This is a genomic window from Bradyrhizobium sp. USDA 4506, assembly GCF_054058795.1.
In genome coordinates this window covers 3683139-3700892 of sequence record NZ_JBSSBM010000002.1, presented here as the reverse complement: position 1 = coordinate 3700892, position 17754 = coordinate 3683139, and the positions used below count along the sequence as shown (strand labels likewise).

Here is a 17754-nt window from a genome sequence, read left to right as displayed (position 1 = left end):
GTTGCCCGGTCGAACGTGCCCGGTCGAACGCTGGCGGCCGTCGGCTCCTTTGCATGGGGTTGTTTTCGATATTTTGCGGCGCCCGCAAGCGAGAGCAGTGAAGCGCCTAGGCGGCTGAAACGATGAACCTTCCGACGTGCATCGGCTGGCCCAACGTTGATCAGCGGCGCGCGTCGCTCGCGCCGCTGGTCCTATTCGGTCTTGTCGACATTCCAGAACACCGGCGGCGCCGGGCCTTCCAGCACCCCGGTGAGCGATTTGCGCCAGGCGCTCGGCAAGCGGAACTGGCCGAGCGGAATATAGATCACCTGCTCGTAGGCTTGCTTTTGAATCTCGACCGCGACCTTCTTCTGCTCTTCGGGGGAGGTGGCGCGCGCATAGGCGTCGCGCATCTGCTCGAGCCTGGCGGAGGAGCGTTCTGCGCGAGAATTCGACCATTCGCCGTCTCCCGATCTGTCATTGCGCCGGCATGCTTCACCAATCCGTTGTTGAAAGCAAGCAAGAGCCGCGCCATCGCGTTTGGTCCGGTTGCGAGGTTGCGCAGCCGTGTGCGCTCACTGCTTGAGCAGGTCGCCGAGCAGGCGTTGGTTCCGGGCTTCGCCGCGAGCAGCACGCGCCGACGAGGTTGAGGAGGACTTAACCGGCTGCTGACACTTGTATCGCCTGGGTTAGCCGGGGTTGGACACCTTTCCGGTAGCTTGCCTGATGAGTATTAGGCGGTCGAACCGCCGCGTCCCTTTGAGAGGCAAGACGCCATGCGCCGCGGTCTGCTCGTTCTTCTCATGTTCATCGGCATGGCAGTGTCCGGTCAGGACGTACGCGCCGCGGAGTTCGGCACGCGATACAGCTACCAGCAGCTGCAGGACCTGACCGAGAAGGGTCCCAAGGGCGAAGCGCTCGCGCTAGGCTATGTGAGCCTCACGCACTCCTTCATCCTGCCCTACAAGATGACGGGCTACTATGCCCTGATGGTCAAGGGCTCCGGCAGAGACCTCAACGGCCGCCCGCTCAACGTTTACCACGAGCTCTCGCAGGAGAAGATCGAGCAGATGCAGCGTGCCGGCGCGCTGCCCAATCCGCTTCCCCCTTACCGGCGCACGATCTTCGAATACATGTTCGGCTATGTGTTGTGGTGGTGCATTCCGGCGGCGCTGCTCATCATCGGGATGTTCTCGATGCTTGGTATCGGCTCCGGCAAACGCGGTCAGGCCTGACCGATCTGGTTGGCGGCCTCGTCGCGGCCGGTCGCGAGCGCCACGAAGCATAGGCCGCGCGCCGCCGCCGGCACGCACAAGTCCGCATCCTGCATAGGAGCCTGCGCTTCCTGCCGCACCTCGCAGGCTGTTCGGACCCCGATCCGCCGTGTAGGCTCGCGGTCTGCCGGCCAGCAATAAGGCCACATCCCGCAAATCCTAAGGGAACAAGCAGTCGAGGGAGACCGAAAGAACCGTCATGACCGATATCCGATACGTAGCACCGCGCACGCTTGACGAAGCGATTGGCGCATTTGCTGCCGCCGGGAGTGCCGCCCGCGTTATGGCAGGGGGCACCGACTTATTGGTGCAAATGCGCTCCGGCCTGGTGCGGCCGGGACTGATCGTCGACATCAAGAAGATCGGCGAGATGACCGAAATCAGCGAAACCGCCGATGGCGGTTTCCGCGTGGGTGCCGCCGTCTCCGGCATGGAGCTCGCCGAGCATGCGCGCTTTGGCAAGGTATGGCCCGGCGTGCTCGAGGCCGTGAACCTGATCGGCTCCAAGCAGGTGCAAGGCCGCGCTTCCGCCGGCGGCAATCTCTGCAACGGCTCACCGGCCGGCGACAGCGTGCCGGCGATGATCGCGGCGGGTGCCGTCGTCACCGTGCAGGGTCCGAACGGCCGGCGGGACATGAAGGTTGAGGATGTGCCGGCCGGACCTGGCCGTACCAACCTCAAGCCGGGCGAGATCCTGGTCAGCTTCACGTTACCGCCGCGGCCGAAAGGCTCGGGTGACGCGTACCTGCGGATGATCCCGCGCACCGAGATGGACATCGCGGTGGTCGGCATCGGCGTCAGCCTGACCTTGAAGGATCGCGTCTGTACCGCGGCCCGCGTCGGCCTCGGTGCAGTGGCACCGACCGCGCTGCTGGTTGAGCCTGCCGCCCAGGCGCTGATCGGCTCGAAGCTCGACGATGCCGCGCTCGAAGCCGCCGCTGCCGCGTGCCGCGCCGCCTGTCGTCCGATCGACGACAAGCGCGGCACCATCGCCTACAGGACCAAAACCGCCGGCGTGCTGCTCAAGCGCACCGCCGCGATCGCCGCCCAGCGCGCGGGAGGACACTAGCACCATGGCGAAACTGCACGTCACCACCTCAGTCAACGGCGAGCCGGTCGAGTTCCTGTGCGAGCCGTACGAGACCATGCTCGACGCGCTGCGCGGGCAATTGGGGCTCACCGGCTCCAAGGAGGGCTGCGCGTCCGGCGATTGCGGCGCCTGCTCGATCACGCTCGACGGCCGCCTGGTCTGCTCCTGCCTGATGCTCGCGGCTGAGGCCGAGGGCCACGAGATCGGGACCATCGAGGGCATGGCCAAGGGCGATCGGCTGCATCCGCTGCAGCAGAAGTTCCTCGAGCATGCCGCGCTCCAGTGCGGCATCTGCACCTCGGGCATGCTGGTCGCCTCCGAGGCGCTGCTCGCCAAAAATTCCAACCCGACCGAAGAGGAAGTCCGCTTCTGGCTCGCCGGCAATCTCTGCCGTTGCACCGGTTACGACAAGATCGTCCGCGCGGTGATGGAGACCGCGGCTGAAATGCGGCAAGGAATGGTGGAGACCCGCCCATGAACGTCGTCAACAACAAATGGATCGGCCAGCGCACCATCCGGCCCGATGGCGTCGACAAGGTGACCGGCCGCGCGGCGTTTGCCGCCGACACCACCATGCCCGGCATGATCTGGGGCAAGGTGCTGCGCAGCCCGCATCCGCACGCCCGCATCAGGTCGATCAACACCGCCAAGGCCGAGGCGCTGCCCGGCGTCAAGGCGGTGGTCACCTCGCGCGACATCGTCGACTTCACGATCGAGAAGGGCGCCGTCATGCTCGGCATCCAGGACATGCGCTGGATGTGCCGCAACGTGATGGCGCGCGACAAGGCGCTGTTCCCCGGCCATCCCGTCGCCGCCGTCGCCGCGACCACGGAGGCGATCGCGGCGGAAGCCTGCAAGCTGATCGAGGTCGACTACGAGGTGCTGCCCTGGGCGATCGAGATCGACGACGCGCTGAAGGCGGATGCGCCGATCCTGCACGAGTTCAACAGATTCGAGGGCAAGCCCTCGAACATCATGGGCCGCCTCGAATCCAAGAAGGGCGACATCGCGCAGGGCTTCAAGGATGCCGAAGTCGTCATCGAGCGCTCCTTCACCACGCGCCCGGTGCACCAGGGCTATATCGAGCCGCATGCCTGCCTGATCTCGGTCGCGGCCGACGGCAAGACCACGATCTGGTCGTCGAGCCAGGGCCAGTTCATGGTGCGCGCGATGACCTCGATGCTGACCGGCATCCCGCAGAGTGACATCCGCGCCATCCCCGCCGAGATCGGCGGCGGCTTTGGCGGCAAGACCATCGTCTATCTCGAGCCGCTCGCGACCTTGCTCGCCAAGAAATCCGGTCGCCCGGTCAAGATGGTGATGACGCGCGAGGAGGTGATGCGCGCCACGGGGCCGACCTCGGGCTCGAAGAGCACGGTGAAGATCGGCGCCAAGAAGGACGGCACCATCGTCGCCGCCCATGGCAGCTTCTATCTGCAGGCCGGCGCCTTCCCGGGCTCGCCGATCCGCGGTGCGGTCGGGTGCAGCTTCGCGCCCTATGACATCCCGCATGTGCTGTCGGAGGGGTTCGACGTCTGCTCCAACCGCTCCAAGGTCGCGGCCTATCGCGCGCCCGGCGCGCCGATCGGCGCCTATGCGGTGGAATGCGTGCTCGACGAGCTTGCCGAGGCGCTCAAGATGGACCCCTTAGCGCTGCGGCTGAAGAACGCGGCGAAGGAAGGCACCAAAGCGGCGCACGGCCCGGTGTTCCCGCGCATCGGCTATATCGAGACGCTGGAAGCCGCCAGGAACCATCCGCATTATGCCGCGCCGCTCGGCAAGCTGCAGGGCAGGGGCGTCGCCTCCGGCTTCTGGTTCAACGCCGGCGGTGAATCCTCCGCGCAGGTCAACATCACCGAGGACGGCAACGTCGTCGTCACGACAGGGCATCCCGACATCGGCGGTTCGCGCGCCGGCATCGCCAATATCTGCGCCGAGCTGCTCGGCATCGACTACAAGCGCGTCTCCGTCATCATCGGCGACACCCAGACCGTCGGCTTCTCCAACCTGACCGGCGGCAGCCGCGTGCTGTTCGCCTCCTCGATGGTGGTGACGCAGGCGGCCGACAAGGTGATCGCGACCTTGCGCGAGCGCGCGGCGAAGCTCTGGGAGATCGACCCTGAAGCCGTGAAGTGGGAGAACGGCGCCGCGCATCCGGTGAGCCCGAATGCCGGCCAGTTCGAGCCGCTGACGCTCGCCGATCTCGCCGAGAAGGCGCCGTCGCAGGGCGGTCCGATCGGCGCCAGCGTGCAGCTCAACACCCAAGGCGCCGAGGGCGGCTTCGGCACCCATATCTGCGACGTCGAGGTCGATGTCGATCTCGGCATCGTCCGCGTCGTTCGCTACACCGCCGTGCAGGATGTCGGCCGCGCCGTGCATCCGAGCTATGTCGAGGGCCAGCTGCAGGGCGGCGTCGCGCAGGGCATCGGCTGGGCGCTGAACGAGGAGTACATCTACAACAAGGACGGCAAGGTCGATAATCCCGGCTTCCTCGATTATCGCATGCCGGTCTGCTCCGACCTGCCGATGCTCGACTGCGCGCTGGTCGAGGTGCCGAACCCGAAGCATCCGCAGGGCGTCAAGGGCGTCGGCGAGGTGCCGCTGGTGCCTGTGATGGCCGCGGTCGCCAACGCCGTCCACAACGCGCTCGGCAAACGCTTCTACAGTCTGCCGATGTCTCCGCCGAAAGTGTCGGAGGTGCTGGACGCACCGACGCAGCAGGCCGCGGAGTAGGGAACGTAGGGCGGGTTGCGGTTCGCAAGCCGCCCTGCGGTTCTACAGCGGTTACCGTGTAGCCCGGATGAGCGAAGCGATATCCGGGGGAGAGCTTCCCGCATGTCGGTTCGCTCATGCGGGCTACTCGCCGCATCAGGCTCACCGTGAACGGCTAAGATGACCCACCCCGACGAGCTGTCCGCCTACATGATCTTCGGCCGCAGCGATTGGGCGGCCTTGCGCGCCAGCACGTCGCTGACGCTCTCGGACGCCGATCTCGCGGCGTTGCGCGGCTTGAACGAGCCGATCAATTCCGCCGAAGTCAGCGACGTGTATCTGCCGCTGACGCGCTTGTTGAACCTGCATTTCGCGGCGGCGCGCAACCTCGCGCACGTCAAGGCGGAGTTTCTCGGCCGCCCGGCACGCCGTTCGCCCTACATCGTTGCATTGGCCGGCAGCGTCGGCGTCGGCAAGAGCACCTTTGCCCGCGTGCTGTGCGCGCTGCTGGCCCGCTGGGCCGATCATCCGCGGGTCGAGTTGGTGACGACCGACGGCTTTCTGCATGCCAACGGTGTTCTCGAAGAGCGCGGGCTGATGCGGCGCAAGGGCTTTCCCGAGAGCTACGACCTGCCGCGCATGCTGCGATTTCTCGCGGCGGCGAAGGCGGGCGAACGCGAGCTCGAGCTGCCGGTCTATTTGCATCTGATCGGCGATATCGTGCCGTCGGAACGCCAGGTCATCCGGCAGCCGGACATCCTGGTCTTCGAGGGCCTCAACGTGCTGCTGGCGCGCGGCACGGCGCCGGTGGTGGTGTCGGATTTCTTCGACTTCTCGATCTATCTCGATGCCGATGAGGCCGACATCCAGTCCTGGTATGTCGAACGCTTCCTCAGGTTGCAGCCGACAGCGTTCCGGAATCCCGCCTCCTATTTCCACCACTACAGGGACCTGCCGCCGGGTGACGCGCGCGAGGTCGCGGAGCGGCTGTGGCGCGAGCATCATCGCGCCAATCTCAGGGAGAACATCTTGCCGACGCGGACGCGGGCCGACGTCGTGCTGCGCAAGCGCGCCGATCACTCGATCGGCGAGGTCTGGCTGCGCGAGATGTAGATGTAGCCCGGATGAGCCAACGGGGCGCGCGCATTCGTGCGACCCGTTGGCTCATGCGGGCTACAGAACAGTTCCGCTTACCGCAGCTCCTTCCCCAGCTGCGCAAGCACCGTCTCGCAGGTCATCAGATCCAGATGCCCGCCGCCGGCGTTCTTGAAGAAGGTGATGTCGCTATCCGACAGCCGCCCGGCGACCTTGCCGCCGGCGAGATCGTAGTGATCGCCGAGCACGTCGCTCTCGGTGATCGCACCGCTCGCGATCGGTTGCAGGATGTCGCCGACGCCATCGAAGGCGGATTCGCGGCGGTCGACGAAGATGCGCGAACGCCGCGCCGCCTCGTCGTCGGACTCGCGGGTCTCCGGGGTGAAGCCGCCGACCAGATCGAGATGGGTGCCGGGCTTAAGGTTGGCGCCCTTGACCAGCGGCTCGCGCGAGCGGGTGCAGGTGGTGATGATGTCGGCCTCGCGTGTCGCGGCGTCGAGATCGGAGACGGCCTCGGCCGCGATGCCGTCGCCTTCCAGCAGCGCGGCGAGCTCCTGGGCGCGTTCAACTGTCCGGTTCCAGACCCGCACCCGCTTCAGCCGCGGCCGCACGGTGCGGTGGCCGCGCACCAGCCAGCGCGCCATCTCGCCGGCGCCGACCACCAGCAGCGTCTCGGCATCCGGCCGCGCCAGGTGTTTTGCGCCGAGGGCGGAGTCCGCGGCGGTCTTCCAATGGGTGATCTCGGCGGCGTCCATCACCGCGAGCGGACGCCCGTCATTGCCGTCGAACAGCACGCAGACCGCCTGAACCGCCGGCAGCTTGCCGTGGGCGAGGTTGCCGGGAAAGCTGGTGTAGAGCTTGGTCATCATGAAGCGGCCGGCATCGACCGCGCTGCGCGTCACCAGCTGCTGGCCCTTGTCGTCGCCGAGATAGCCGTCGTGCACCGCGATCTTCGGCCGTCGGTGCGCGGCCTCGATCGCCTCGATCAGGATCGGAAAGCTCAGGACGCGGTTGACCTCGCTGTCGTCGACGATATGCACGTGGTATCTCCTCTGGAGTGCCCCTCGCGCTCTCGCCGGGCGTCCCCCAAACTGTCCGGACTGGATAGCGCGTGGGGGCGGCTAGTCAACCGGACATGCACCATTGGGCGTCCCTTGCTATCCTGCGGACCTGATTCTCTCGCAGGTTTTCGCAAGCCGTGGTTGCATTCATCGTCGCCGTCCTGATCTTCACCCTGCTCGGCGGCGCCGCGCTTGCGACCATGGCGATCCATGCCCGGCTCGCCGATCATCACCGCAGCGACGAGACCAACACCTCGGTACGCCTGGTCGCGACGCTGTTCGTCACCATGCCGTCGCTGCTGCTCGGCCTGATGATGAATAGTGCCGCCAACACCTATGTGGCGGTCGACCGCAATTTGCATGTCTTCGCCACCGACCTCATCCTGCTCGATCGCGGCCTGCGGCCGCTCGGTCCGAGCGCCGACGAGCCGCGCAAGCGGCTGCTCGCCTATGTCGAGCAGGTGCTCAAGGATGTTCCGATCTCCAGGGCAAGCGCGGTGTCCGAGCGCCTGCTCGACGAGGTCGGCACCAGCCTCCGCGAGCTGCGGTTCGACGACGAGCAGAAGGTCGCGCTGTGGAACGACGCGCGCTCGGTCTATCGGCAGGCGGTGCAGCAGCGCTGGACCTTTGTCGAGCAGTCCGACGGCTCGTTTCCGTCGCCGCTGATCTGCATCCTGGTCGGGTGGCTGACGCTGATGTTCGCCACCCTCGGCTTTCGCGCGCCGCGCAACGCGGTGGTGATCTCGACCACCGTCGCCGCCGCGGCGCTGATCTCGGCCGCGATTTACCTGATCCTCGAAATGAGCACGCCGTTCTCCGGCCCGATCCAGCTCTCCGACCGCCCGCTGGTGCGCGCGGTCGAGGAAATCAGGCGGTAGCATATTCGGTGTTGTAGCCCGGATGAGCCAACGGGTCGCGCGAACGCGCGCCCGATGACAGGCTCCGCGATATCCGGGGCGGCTCCCGCATGTCGCTCCGCTCATGCGGGCTACGGGACGGTATCGGCACGCGCCTGCGGCTTTATTCCCCTCGCATTGATCGCCGTCCCGAAAATTCTTCGCGCGCCGTCAGCGGAATAGTGCGCGCCCTTCGGCGTCCTTACGCATGCAAGCCATTTGCATTCGAACAGGAGACATCATGAAGACATCGATCTCGCTCGCGCTCGCCACCGCCGTGTCGCTTGCGTTCGCCTCGGCGGCCTTTGCCGCGCCGCCGACCAAGACCGGAACCACCGCGAAGGGCTCCGTCCTCACCGACGCCAAGGGCATGACGCTCTACACCTTCGACAAGGATTCCGAAGGCAAGTCGGCCTGCAACGGCCCGTGCGCGACGAACTGGCCGGTCTTGAAGGCGGACGCCAGCGACAAGGCCGAAGGCGGCTACACCATCATCTCGCGTGACGACGGCTCCAAGCAGTGGGCCTACAAGGGCAAGCCGCTCTATACCTTCGCCAAGGACCAGAAGGCCGGCGACATCACCGGCGACGGTTTTCTCAACGGCGCCTGGCACCTCGCGCAGCCCTGAGGCTTGCAGGTGGATTGAGGGTATGGCGGGTTAGCGCAAGCGTAACCCGCCATCTCTCCGCGCATGAAACGTGCGGCGCGTCACGCGGAGCTTGCCATCGGGCCGCCCTGCGAGCGGACCCGTTGGCTAACCCACCCGTCGATCGTGCCTGAGGCGACGATCGCGCCTCACGCCCTGCGCTTCAGCGCCATGCCCATGCTGATCCAGCTCACGCCGGCGCAGATCAGGTCGACGCTGAGGAAGATGCCGAGCACGTAGAGGCTCGAGACCGGCCAGCGCGCCAGGATCATGGCGCCGAGCACCAGCGTGATCAGGCCGGAGATCGCGACCATTCCCCACGGCGCTTCCGAGTTCATGCCGAACGCGAGGAAGATGCGGACGATGCCCGACACCACCAGCGCGATGCCGAGGAACAGCGTCAGCGTCGCCGCGGCGAGCAGCGGGTTCTCGAAGGTGATGAAGCCCGCCACGACATAGAGCGCGCCGAGCAGCAGCCAGAACAGGAATTTGCCCCAGGTCTTGAACTGGAACGCGTTGATGATCTCGGCGACGCCGGCGACGATCATCATGGCGCCGACGAACAGCACGCTGACGACGGTGGCGAAGAAGACGCTGCCGAAGGCGAGCACGCCGGCGATCAGGTAGATCACCCCGAGGGCGACGATCCAGCCCCACTTGGCGCGGAGGTTGGAAAGCCCGGATCCGAGGCTGTGAGGAGGTGTGGCGGGTGAGCTGGACGCAGTGGACATCGTATCGCTCCCGAATACTTGATGAAACCATGCTACCATAGGTCAAGGCACGGACAAGGGCGGGTGCGCAGCTGGCACGAAATGCATGCTGGCACCAAAGGCGCCGCGACACGTTGATTCAATTCGTCCGGCGTGTTGCCGCGCAGCATTCGTCGGTTTTGACGATGGCCGGCCCGCATCGGACGATGGACTGTCCGAACCGCAGCGCAAGCGGTCCGGGTCGCGCATCCACAGAGGAGGTCGACATGCCCGCCACGCACGACAAGGATCACGTCTACAAAATCCTGGAACTGGTCGGATCATCGGACAAGAGCATCGAGGCGGCGATCGAGAACGCCGTGAGCCGCGCGTCAAAGACGATCCGGGAAATGAAGTGGTTCGAGGTGGTGCAGACGCGGGGCCATATCGAGGACGGCAAGATCCGGCACTATCAGGTGGCGCTGCGGGTCGGCTTTACGCTGGAGTAGGGCGTTCAGGTCGCTTGCGCCTTGCAGCCTGCAGGATTACTCGGGACCCATGGGTGCGATCGGCATCCGGCTTTCCCTGCGCCCTCTGTCATCAGAGCGGCGAAACGAAATGCAAAACTCGCGCTGCAGAGGCCGCGAGAATGCCGGTGTATGACTCACCGGCCGCGCAACACATTCGCTGTCGTCCCGGCGAAGGCCGGGACCCATAACCACCGAAGGTGATTATTGCGCGACGCTGGGGCCACAGCCTTCCTTGCCAATCCAATCCTGTGGTTATGGGTCCCGGCCTTCGCCGGGACGACGAATGGAAAGTGTCGTGCCCATCACCGTCGCGACAGCGGCGCGGGGGGCGGCGGGGCGGTGGCGCCGGCGGCGAGCGAGCGCTGCACCATCATGGTGTCGGACCAGCGGCCATAGCGATAGGCGACACCGGGCAAATGCCCGACGCGGGCGAAGCCGAAGCGGTCGTGCAGCGCGAGCGAGGCGGCGTTGTCGCTGTCGATGTAGCCGATCATCTGGCGGAAGCCGGCGGCGGCGCAGGTGTCGATTAACTCCTGCAGCAGCCGGCCGCCAACGCGCTGGCCGGTGAAGCGGTGATGCACGTAGATCGAATGCTTCACCGTGTAGCGGTAGGCCGGACGCTTGCGAAACAGCACGACATAGGCATAGCCGACCACCTCGCTGTCGCAGATCGCGACGAGGTGGGGCAGGCGGGTGTTGCGCAGATTCTTGCGGCGGTCGCGCAGATCGTCGGGCTCCGGCGTGCCGCTGTCGTCGACGCTTTCCTCGACGCCGCGGCGGATGTGGTGGCGGTAGATCGACAGCATGGCGTCGACGTCGCTGTCGCGGGACGGGCGGACGGTGATCTTGTGATCATTCTCCATTGTGTTGCGTCCGTTCGCCTATTCGGACACTACATAGGTGTAGAAGCGGACGCGGCCGGAGTCGTCGATCTCCTTGTAGATGCCCTGGACCTCGACCTCGAAGCCGGGGAACGCATTGAAGCTCGCTTCGAACACCTTCAGATAATCGATCATCGGCTTGCTGCGTTCCGACAGCCGCTCGCCGGGCACGATGGTGGCGATGCCGGGCGGGTAGACCACGAACGGCGTCGCGGCGATACGGCCGAAGATCTGGTCGATCGGCAGATAGTCGACATCGTTGCGCACCAGATAGCGCGAGGCCTCGCGCGGCGACATCGCGATCTCGGGCAGGTGCTCGGGCATGAACTGTCTGGCCTGCAGCGCGCTGACGCCGGCATCGCGAAAGAAGCGGTGCATGTCGCCGCAGAGGTCGCGCAGCCGCACCCCGGCATAGCGGCCCGGACGGCGGCGGTAGAATTCCGGGATGACGTCCTCGAGCAGCGCGTTGTCGTCGTGCAGCTTCTTGAAGGCGACGAGCCCGGAGACCAGCGTGCCGGCCTTGCTGGCCTCGACGCCGGGCGTCAGCAGGAACAGCAGGGAATTGAGGTCGTTCTTTTCGGCGACGATCTGGTTCTCGCGGAGATATTGCGCCACCACCGGCGCGGGGATGCCGTGATCGGTGTAGGCGCCGGTGGCGTGATCGAAGCCCGGCGTCAGCAATGTGAGCTTGTTCGGGTCGGTCATGGCGAAGCCCGCGGTCAGCTCGGGAAAGCCGTGCCAGGTCTCGCCGGGACTGAGCTGCCAGTAGGACGGATTGGTCGCGAGCTGATCGGTCGAGATCGTCTCCCAGGCGACATTGTGCACGCCGTTCTCGCGCGCGACGTCGGGGATCTTCACGCGGTCCGGCACGAACGGCTCGAAGAACCAGCGCCGCTCGGGGCGCGTCTCCTTCTCCTCGAACTCGCGCTTCACGGCGCGGATCTTCTTGCGCAGCTCGATGCCGAGCCGGATCGTGTCGTCCCACAAGACTTCGCCGGAGCGGCCCTTCATCATCTGCGCGCCGACATCGAGCGAGGCGAACAGCGGGTAGAACGGCGACGTCGAGGCGTGCTGCATGAAGCTTTCGTTGAAGCGGCGATGCTCGACCCGGCGCTTCTGGCCCTTGATGTGGCGGTCGCGGATGTGGATCTGCGAGGCCTGCGAGAAGCTCGCGAGCTGCTTGTGGGTCGATTGGGTCGCAATGATGCCGGGCGCCTCGGGGCCGAGATCGGACAGTCCCATGGCGAAGCGGCCGGCATAGATCGGGTGGAATTTCATGAAGCCGGCCCAGGCCTCGTCGAACAGGATGTAGTCGCAGAGATGGCCGATCCGCTTGAGGATCATCTCGGCCGAGTGGATGGTGCCGTCATAGGTGCACTGCTCGACCACGGCGACGCGGAACGGACGCTCCTTCTTCCAGGCGTTCTCGTCCTTGACCAGCGGGTGCTTGCGGATGTGGTCGCGCAGCGTGCCCTCGTCGAGCAGGTCCCAGCGCATCGGCCCGATCAGGCCCCAGGCGTTGCGCACCGTCGGCACGTAGACCGGGATGCCGCCGCCGATCAGCAGCGCGCCGTGATGCGCGGCCTTGTGGTTGTTGCGGTCGAACAGCACGAGGTCGCCGTCGGTGACCAGCGAGCCGAGCGCGACCTTGTTGGAGGTCGAGGTGCCGTTGAGCACGAAGTAGGTCTTCTCGGCGCCGAAGATCCGGGCCGCCTCCTTCTGCGCCCGCAGCGCCGGCCCTTCGTGGGTGAGGAGGTCGCCGAGGTCGAGCACGGAATTGTCGAGGTCGTCGCGGAACACCGCTTCGCCAAGGTGTTCGACGAACACCCGTCCGATTGGGCTGCGGCTGTAGAACACGCCGCCATTGTGGCCCGGGCAGGTCCAGAGCTGGTTGCCTTCCTCGGCATAGTCGACCAGCGCGCCGAAGAACGGCGTCTTCAAATTCTCGGCATATTGCTTCAGCCTGGAGATCAGGTTCTTGGCGATGAAGGGCGGGGTTTCCTCGGACAGGAACACGTAGCCGTCGATGAAATCGAGCACCTCGACCGGCAGGTCCTCGAACCGCTTGCGCCGGATCAACAGGATGATCGGGAAGTCGAGGCCGCGCCGGCGCATCAGGTTGATCAGCGCCGCGGTCTTGCCCTCAAGGCCCTTCTTGCCCCAATCGACCACCATGCAGCCGATCGCGGCGTCGGTCTGCACCGCGATCTCGGCATCTTCCAGCTTGCGGGCACGAACCACCTCGAAGCCGGAGCGCTCGATCTCGGCGATGATCTGGTTGAAGCGGATGCCCTCGAGGTCGTCGGCCTCGAACACCGGCGCAGCGAACAGGAAGTTGAAGCGTTTGAAATAGTCCATGCGTGTCCCCGAACTGGTCCGGCGCTGACGTGTCGGCACAATTCATGACGGGCAGATGACAATGGAGCGGATGGAGGATCGAATACGTTGTTGGGGACGCAATCCCTCACTGCACGGCGTCAGCCCGTGGGTATTCGAGCTGCATGGCGACGAAGTCCGCCGTATCACGGCCATAGCGTGTTTCGATCCCGGCAAGCGCCCGGTCGAGCGCCTGCGCGGGCGGCGCGGTGCCGACCGCGGGCAGCAGACGATCTGCGGACCAATCCGGCGCCACGACTTGCGGATAAATACGCAGGCCGTTGCGGGTCGTCACCGCGTCGCCGGTCGCGGCGAACGTCACGGCATGCGAGCGGTAGGTGCGCGACCAGCTGTCGGCGACCAGCGCCAGCGAGACCTCGTCGACGCCGGGAGCCAGCGCGAGGCCGAGCTGTTCCCGGTTCCAGAACGCCAGCGTGTTCCGGATGGCGGTCAGCGCGAAGGGACGCGTGAACTTGAAGGCGTTGCTGTCATGCCGCGCGTCCCAGCCGGGCAGGCCGATCTCGCGCGCGACGGCCTCAGCCCTGGTACGGCCGGCGATCGCCTCGATCAGGGTCAGCGACATCGGCATCGAGGCCGAAATCCCGGTCGTCGTCGCGACGCCGCGATCGACCACGATGCGGCGGTCGGCGACGTATTGGATGGCGGGATGTTTGCTGCGCCAGTTCTTCAGGTAGAACCAGTGCGTGGTGGCGCGCCTGCCGTCGAGCAGGCCGGTCGAGGCGAGCACCTTGGCGCCGGCGCAGACGGCGACGATCACAGCGCCTTTCTCCGCCTGCTGCCGGATCCATTGCATGACCGCCGGATCGTCGTCGCGGCTCATCGCCGGCACGATGACGTAGTCGGCGCCGTCCGGATGTGCGGCGTCGAATGCGGCGATGGTCGCATCAGGCTCGACCTTCAGCACCGGGAATAGCGCGACCGGACCGGGTCCCGTCGCCAGCGTGACGACATCGGCAACATCGGCGCGCTTGAGGATGCCGTAGGGCATCAGATAGTCGGTGGTCTCGGTCATGTCGTTGATGCCGAGCATCGCGATCTGGGGGCGCGACCGCTTCGGCGGCTTCAGCGCCGCGAGCGTTGCATCCTGCTCGGCCTTGGCGATCGGAGGCGGAACCCGGAACGCCGATGCGGCGGGCGGGGTGAAGAGCCAGATGCCGCCGATGATTGGAACCAGCGCGGCAACGGCGATGCCGCTCCACGCGAGAAGCCGCCAGGTCATGATGATCGATCTCAACGTATCCGCGTGCGTCGCCCGGCACGCAAGCTACTCGCCGGCCACGTCGACCAAAACGGCGAAATTCCCGCAAAAACGGACACGCGAACAATGCGGCTCACAGGCATAGCCCGGACGAGCGACAGCGACATCCGGGGCCGGTCCTTCCCCGCATGTCGCTCCGCTCATGCGGGCTACGCGACGCGCTCAGTAGACGAGGTTCGTACCCGGCGGCTTTTCCAGTGCCGCCGCCAGCGTCCGATACTCTTCGCATTCGGTGCCACAGATCTCGGCGATCCGCTGCAGATGATACTGCGCCTGGTCGCGGTTTCCCTGTTCGATCTGCCACAGGCCGTAGTAATTCCACGTCAGGACGTGGTTCGGATCGGCCTTGAGCGCACGTTCGTACCAGACCTGCGATTGCTTGTAGTCGCCGAGCTTGCGATAGGAGTAGCCGATCAGGTTCGCGACGTTCGGCTGATCATCGCGGCCGAGTGCGTGCAACTGATCGATCGCGGCGGTGTAGTCGTTGCGTTCGTAGATTGTCGCATAGGCTGCGCGATAGCCGTCGCGGAACGCCGGGTCTTCGAAGCCGGACTGCTTGACGGGCTTCTTGATCTTGTGCGTGGTCTTTCTGTCCTTTTGCTGGGGATAGGACGGCGCGGGAGTGCCGTAGCTCGACCCGTATGGGTCGCCACCACCACCACCGCCGCCACCTCCGCCAGCCGCGACGGCGGTCTGCGGTGGGAACAGAATGATCGGCGCTGTCAGGAATGCCGCAAGCATCATCGGTGACTTGATCATGTACGCCTCCGATTTGACAAGGACAGTTATTGACCTGAAGCACTAACTCCCGATCGCGGGAGACATTCCGCGCGTTTTGAGAAATTGTTTGCCGAAGCGGCAATCGCACTGTCTCTTCGGGACGTCGCGCTTTCACGTGCACGCCGGCCGAGTGTTTCGTTCGCGCCATCGGACATCGGAGTCGAAACTAACATCGGTGTTAGAATCGCACTCAGATGCTCAATGGCCATCTGGACCCGCGGCAAGGAGGACGATCGATGATGAAAACGGACCTCGCCGAGATCTACCGGAACTACATTGCCTGTTTGAATCGCCAGGACTGGCCGCAACTCGGTCAGTTCGTTGACGAGGATGTGTGCCACAACGGCCGGCGGTTCGGGTTATCCGGCTATCGCGCGATGCTGGAAGGGGATTTTCGCGACATCCCGGACCTTCGCTTCAACATCGTTCTGCTGGTGTCGGATGCGTCCCATGTCGCGAGCCGGCTGGCATTCGACTGTTCGCCGAACGGCACGTTTCTCGGTCTCGGCGTCAACGGCAAGCGCGTCTCCTTCGCCGAGAACGTGTTCTACGAATTCCGCGACGGGAAGATCGTGCAGGTCTGGTCGGTGATCGACAAGGCTGCGATCGAGGCCCAGCTGTAGCGGCAGAGCCGGGATGAGCGTGACGCGGCTACTTCCGCTCCAGATGCCAGGCGCCGTCCCAGTCGGCCGCTGGCGGATCTTGCCTGAACGCTGCGACGCGCGCCTTCATGGCGATCGACGGGCCGTCGCCGGGCGCCGCAGCCAGCGCGGCGGCGAAGGCTTGCTCGGCGTCATCCCAGCGGCGCTCGCGATAAGCGGCGAGACCGTCCGCGTAACGCTGCCGCAACTCGGTCTGCGCCGGCGTCAGTTCGTCCTTCTTGCCGAGGATCTCGAACACCGCGACCGGCTGGGTCTGCCCCATCACCACGAGGCGGTCGATCTCGCGCAGCTCGATGGTTGCGGCGCAGGCCGCGGCGGTGGCCTCCGAGATCAGGCTGCGGCTGCCGTAGAACTTGTTGGCGCCTTCCAGCCGCGAGGCGAGGTTCACCGTGTCGCCGAGCACGGTGTAGCTCATCATGAACTCGGAGCCGATGCTGCCGACCAGGGCCTCGCCGGTGGCGATCCCGATCCGGATGTCGCAATCGGCCGGGATCACGCGGACGCCGAGCAGTTCCGGCAGATCCTTGCGCAGCTGGTTGACCTGGCCGATCATGTCGATGGCGGCAAGCGCGGCCAGATGGGTCTGCTCGGCCTCCTCGACGAAGGGCGCGCCCCAATAGGCCATGATGGCGTCGCCGATATATTTGTCGATGATGCCGCGGTGCGCATGGACCGGCGCCGACATCGTCGACAGATAGAGGTTCATGATCTTGACGAGGCCGCTCGGCGTCACGCCCTCGCTCAGGCTGGTGAAGCCCTTCATGTCGCAGAACATCACAAAACCGTCATGACGCGGCGCTGTCCTTCGGTCGCGGCGATCGCCGGCTGTTCGAGCAGGCCCTCGGCGATCCGCGGATTGATGTAGCGGCCAAACGTCTCGCGGATGCGCTGGTTGTGGCGCAGCGTCTCGATCATGCGGTTGAAGGCGGCCGACAGCTGGCCGATCTCGTCCTGGGTCGTGATGGTGATAGCGCCGTCGAGGCGGCCCGCCTCGACCTCGCGGGTGCTTTCGAGCAGGCGCATCACCGGACGCGTGATGCCGCTGCCGACCAGCATCGCGAACACGAAGCCGAGGATCGCGGCAATCGCGGTCACGACGCCGGAGATGATGATCGCCCGCTGCTGGGCACTCATCACCTTCGCGGCGGCCGAAGCGACCTGCGCCAGCATGTCGGCGCGGATGCTCTCGATCCTGGTGTTGAAGTCGTCGCGCAGGGCGTCGGCGCGCAGCGTGGTCGCTTTCGCCGCCGCAAAGTCCTTGGCGTCGATTTGCTCGAGCAGCGTCTTGTTCTCTGCGTTCAGGCGCATCAAGAGGTCGTTGACGGCATTGTCGATGCGGTCATCGAGGCGTCCGAGCGCGGCGTTGTCGGATGGCGTCGAGGGATCGGCGATGATCGCATCGATCAGCACGCGTGCGGCGTCGGCCTCGCGCTTGATCAGGGGCTCGATCTCGTCGAAGGCCTTGCGCGCGCTTTCGTAGCCGGAATCTTCGCCCGGCGCCTGCATCTTCGCCATCATCATCCGGCGCATGGCGAGCGACCGCTCCAGCGCGCGGATGTTGACGCGGGCGAGGTGGCCATAGGCGGGGATGTAGCGGTTGGTGAGCTCGTCGAGGAGATGGCCGACCTGGCCCGCCATCACCATCGACAGCAGCGACGTGATCACCGCGAGGATGATGAGTCCCGCGGCAATGCCGACGATCTTTTGCCTGATCGAATTCCGAAACATGCCCAGCCCGGCCGCAGCTGCAATGAGCGGGTCCACCCCGCCGTGACGGCCAGACAGCTAATAGAGTTCCGCGGGG

Annotated in this window: 15 protein-coding genes and 2 pseudogenes; 9 read left to right on the top strand and 8 right to left on the bottom strand. The window is 65.7% G+C overall.

What is annotated here, in order from left to right; genetic code table 11:
- Positions 1-191 precede the first annotated feature (191 nt).
- A pseudogene (locus ACVIHF_RS19740) lies at positions 192-407 on the bottom strand (ABC transporter substrate-binding protein); the annotation flags it as partial.
- 348 nt (positions 408-755) lie between these two features.
- On the opposite strand from ACVIHF_RS19740, the gene ACVIHF_RS19735 reads away from it, so the two are divergent.
- The 5 genes from ACVIHF_RS19735 to coaA all read left to right on the top strand — a co-directional run bounded on the left by ACVIHF_RS19735 (position 756) and on the right by coaA (position 6168).
- Positions 756-1214 carry a hypothetical protein gene (locus tag ACVIHF_RS19735; protein WP_253608035.1) on the top strand — a complete coding sequence of 153 codons (459 nt, stop codon included), beginning with the start codon at positions 756-758 and terminating at the stop codon, positions 1212-1214.
- 247 nt (positions 1215-1461) lie between these two features.
- Positions 1462-2322 (top strand): FAD binding domain-containing protein, encoded by an 861-nt coding sequence (locus ACVIHF_RS19730; RefSeq protein WP_253609983.1) that lies wholly within the window; start codon positions 1462-1464, stop codon positions 2320-2322.
- A 4-nt stretch (positions 2323-2326) separates the two neighbouring features.
- Positions 2327-2821 (top strand): (2Fe-2S)-binding protein, encoded by a 495-nt coding sequence (locus tag ACVIHF_RS19725; protein ID WP_253608036.1) that lies wholly within the window; start codon positions 2327-2329, stop codon positions 2819-2821.
- Positions 2818-5076, top strand: a complete 2259-nt coding sequence (locus ACVIHF_RS19720; RefSeq protein WP_253608037.1) for a xanthine dehydrogenase family protein molybdopterin-binding subunit — start codon at positions 2818-2820, stop codon at positions 5074-5076. The genes ACVIHF_RS19725 and ACVIHF_RS19720 overlap by 4 nt, the downstream gene beginning before the upstream one ends.
- Positions 5077-5235: 159 nt before the next feature.
- Positions 5236-6168, top strand: coding sequence for a type I pantothenate kinase (coaA, locus tag ACVIHF_RS19715; RefSeq protein ID WP_253608038.1), 933 nt, complete (start codon positions 5236-5238; stop codon positions 6166-6168).
- Positions 6169-6245: 77 nt separating this feature from the next.
- Here the strand turns inward: coaA and ACVIHF_RS19710 are convergent, their stop codons facing one another.
- The gene (locus ACVIHF_RS19710; RefSeq protein WP_253608039.1) at positions 6246-7190 is read right to left on the bottom strand and encodes an ornithine cyclodeaminase family protein; all 945 of its coding nucleotides are present in this window, start codon (positions 7188-7190) and stop codon (positions 6246-6248) included.
- 158 nt (positions 7191-7348) lie between these two features.
- Between ACVIHF_RS19710 and ACVIHF_RS19705 the strand changes: the two genes are divergently transcribed.
- Entirely contained in the window at positions 7349-8089 is a 741-nt protein-coding gene (locus tag ACVIHF_RS19705; RefSeq protein ID WP_253608040.1) for a bestrophin-like domain, read from the top strand.
- Between the two features lie 259 nt (positions 8090-8348).
- Complete coding sequence (locus ACVIHF_RS19700; protein ID WP_210262721.1) at positions 8349-8735, top strand: COG4315 family predicted lipoprotein; 387 nt, start codon at positions 8349-8351, stop codon at positions 8733-8735.
- Positions 8736-8902: 167 nt separating this feature from the next.
- Here ACVIHF_RS19700 and ACVIHF_RS19695 read toward each other — a convergent pair whose 3' ends face one another.
- A complete protein-coding gene (locus tag ACVIHF_RS19695; protein ID WP_057017581.1) occupies positions 8903-9484 on the bottom strand; it encodes an HdeD family acid-resistance protein in 582 nt (193 codons plus the stop codon).
- Positions 9485-9729: 245 nt separating this feature from the next.
- On the opposite strand from ACVIHF_RS19695, the gene ACVIHF_RS19690 reads away from it, so the two are divergent.
- On the top strand, positions 9730-9951 hold the full coding sequence (locus ACVIHF_RS19690; RefSeq protein WP_026192947.1) for a dodecin: 222 nt from the start codon (positions 9730-9732) through the stop codon (positions 9949-9951).
- Positions 9952-10274: 323 nt separating this feature from the next.
- On the opposite strand, the gene ACVIHF_RS19685 is transcribed toward ACVIHF_RS19690, so the two are convergent.
- The 4 genes from ACVIHF_RS19685 to ACVIHF_RS19670 all read right to left on the bottom strand — a co-directional run bounded on the left by ACVIHF_RS19685 (position 10275) and on the right by ACVIHF_RS19670 (position 15267).
- Positions 10275-10835, bottom strand: coding sequence for a GNAT family N-acetyltransferase (locus ACVIHF_RS19685; RefSeq protein ID WP_141341544.1), 561 nt, complete (start codon positions 10833-10835; stop codon positions 10275-10277).
- 18 nt (positions 10836-10853) lie between these two features.
- Positions 10854-13211 carry an Orn/Lys/Arg family decarboxylase gene (locus ACVIHF_RS19680; protein WP_456780323.1) on the bottom strand — a complete coding sequence of 786 codons (2358 nt, stop codon included), beginning with the start codon at positions 13209-13211 and terminating at the stop codon, positions 10854-10856.
- A gap of 106 nt (positions 13212-13317) precedes the next feature.
- A complete protein-coding gene (locus tag ACVIHF_RS19675; RefSeq protein ID WP_456780324.1) occupies positions 13318-14469 on the bottom strand; it encodes a DJ-1/PfpI family protein in 1152 nt (383 codons plus the stop codon).
- 201 nt (positions 14470-14670) lie between these two features.
- Complete coding sequence (locus ACVIHF_RS19670) at positions 14671-15267, bottom strand: tetratricopeptide repeat protein (RefSeq protein ID WP_375166734.1); 597 nt, start codon at positions 15265-15267, stop codon at positions 14671-14673.
- Positions 15268-15524: 257 nt separating this feature from the next.
- On the opposite strand from ACVIHF_RS19670, the gene ACVIHF_RS19665 reads away from it, so the two are divergent.
- Complete coding sequence (locus tag ACVIHF_RS19665) at positions 15525-15911, top strand: ester cyclase (protein ID WP_253608044.1); 387 nt, start codon at positions 15525-15527, stop codon at positions 15909-15911.
- A 28-nt stretch (positions 15912-15939) separates the two neighbouring features.
- Here the strand turns inward: ACVIHF_RS19665 and ACVIHF_RS19660 are convergent.
- A pseudogene (locus tag ACVIHF_RS19660) lies at positions 15940-17678 on the bottom strand (adenylate/guanylate cyclase domain-containing protein).
- Positions 17679-17754: the final 76 nt, after the last annotated feature.

Coding starts and splice junctions, on each gene's coding strand:
- ACVIHF_RS19680 (WP_456780323.1), bottom strand. CDS start 13,211: ATGGACTATTTCAAACGCTTCAACTTCCTGTTCGCTGCGCCGGTGTTC.
- ACVIHF_RS19700 (WP_210262721.1), top strand. CDS start 8,349: ATGAAGACATCGATCTCGCTCGCGCTCGCCACCGCCGTGTCGCTTGCG.
- ACVIHF_RS19685 (WP_141341544.1), bottom strand. CDS start 10,835: ATGGAGAATGATCACAAGATCACCGTCCGCCCGTCCCGCGACAGCGAC.
- ACVIHF_RS19670 (WP_375166734.1), bottom strand. CDS start 15,267: ATGATCAAGTCACCGATGATGCTTGCGGCATTCCTGACAGCGCCGATC.
- ACVIHF_RS19665 (WP_253608044.1), top strand. CDS start 15,525: ATGATGAAAACGGACCTCGCCGAGATCTACCGGAACTACATTGCCTGT.
- ACVIHF_RS19675 (WP_456780324.1), bottom strand. CDS start 14,469: ATGACCTGGCGGCTTCTCGCGTGGAGCGGCATCGCCGTTGCCGCGCTG.
- ACVIHF_RS19690 (WP_026192947.1), top strand. CDS start 9,730: ATGCCCGCCACGCACGACAAGGATCACGTCTACAAAATCCTGGAACTG.
- ACVIHF_RS19725 (WP_253608036.1), top strand. CDS start 2,327: ATGGCGAAACTGCACGTCACCACCTCAGTCAACGGCGAGCCGGTCGAG.
- coaA (WP_253608038.1), top strand. CDS start 5,236: ATGACCCACCCCGACGAGCTGTCCGCCTACATGATCTTCGGCCGCAGC.
- ACVIHF_RS19695 (WP_057017581.1), bottom strand. CDS start 9,484: ATGTCCACTGCGTCCAGCTCACCCGCCACACCTCCTCACAGCCTCGGA.
- ACVIHF_RS19735 (WP_253608035.1), top strand. CDS start 756: ATGCGCCGCGGTCTGCTCGTTCTTCTCATGTTCATCGGCATGGCAGTG.
- ACVIHF_RS19720 (WP_253608037.1), top strand. CDS start 2,818: ATGAACGTCGTCAACAACAAATGGATCGGCCAGCGCACCATCCGGCCC.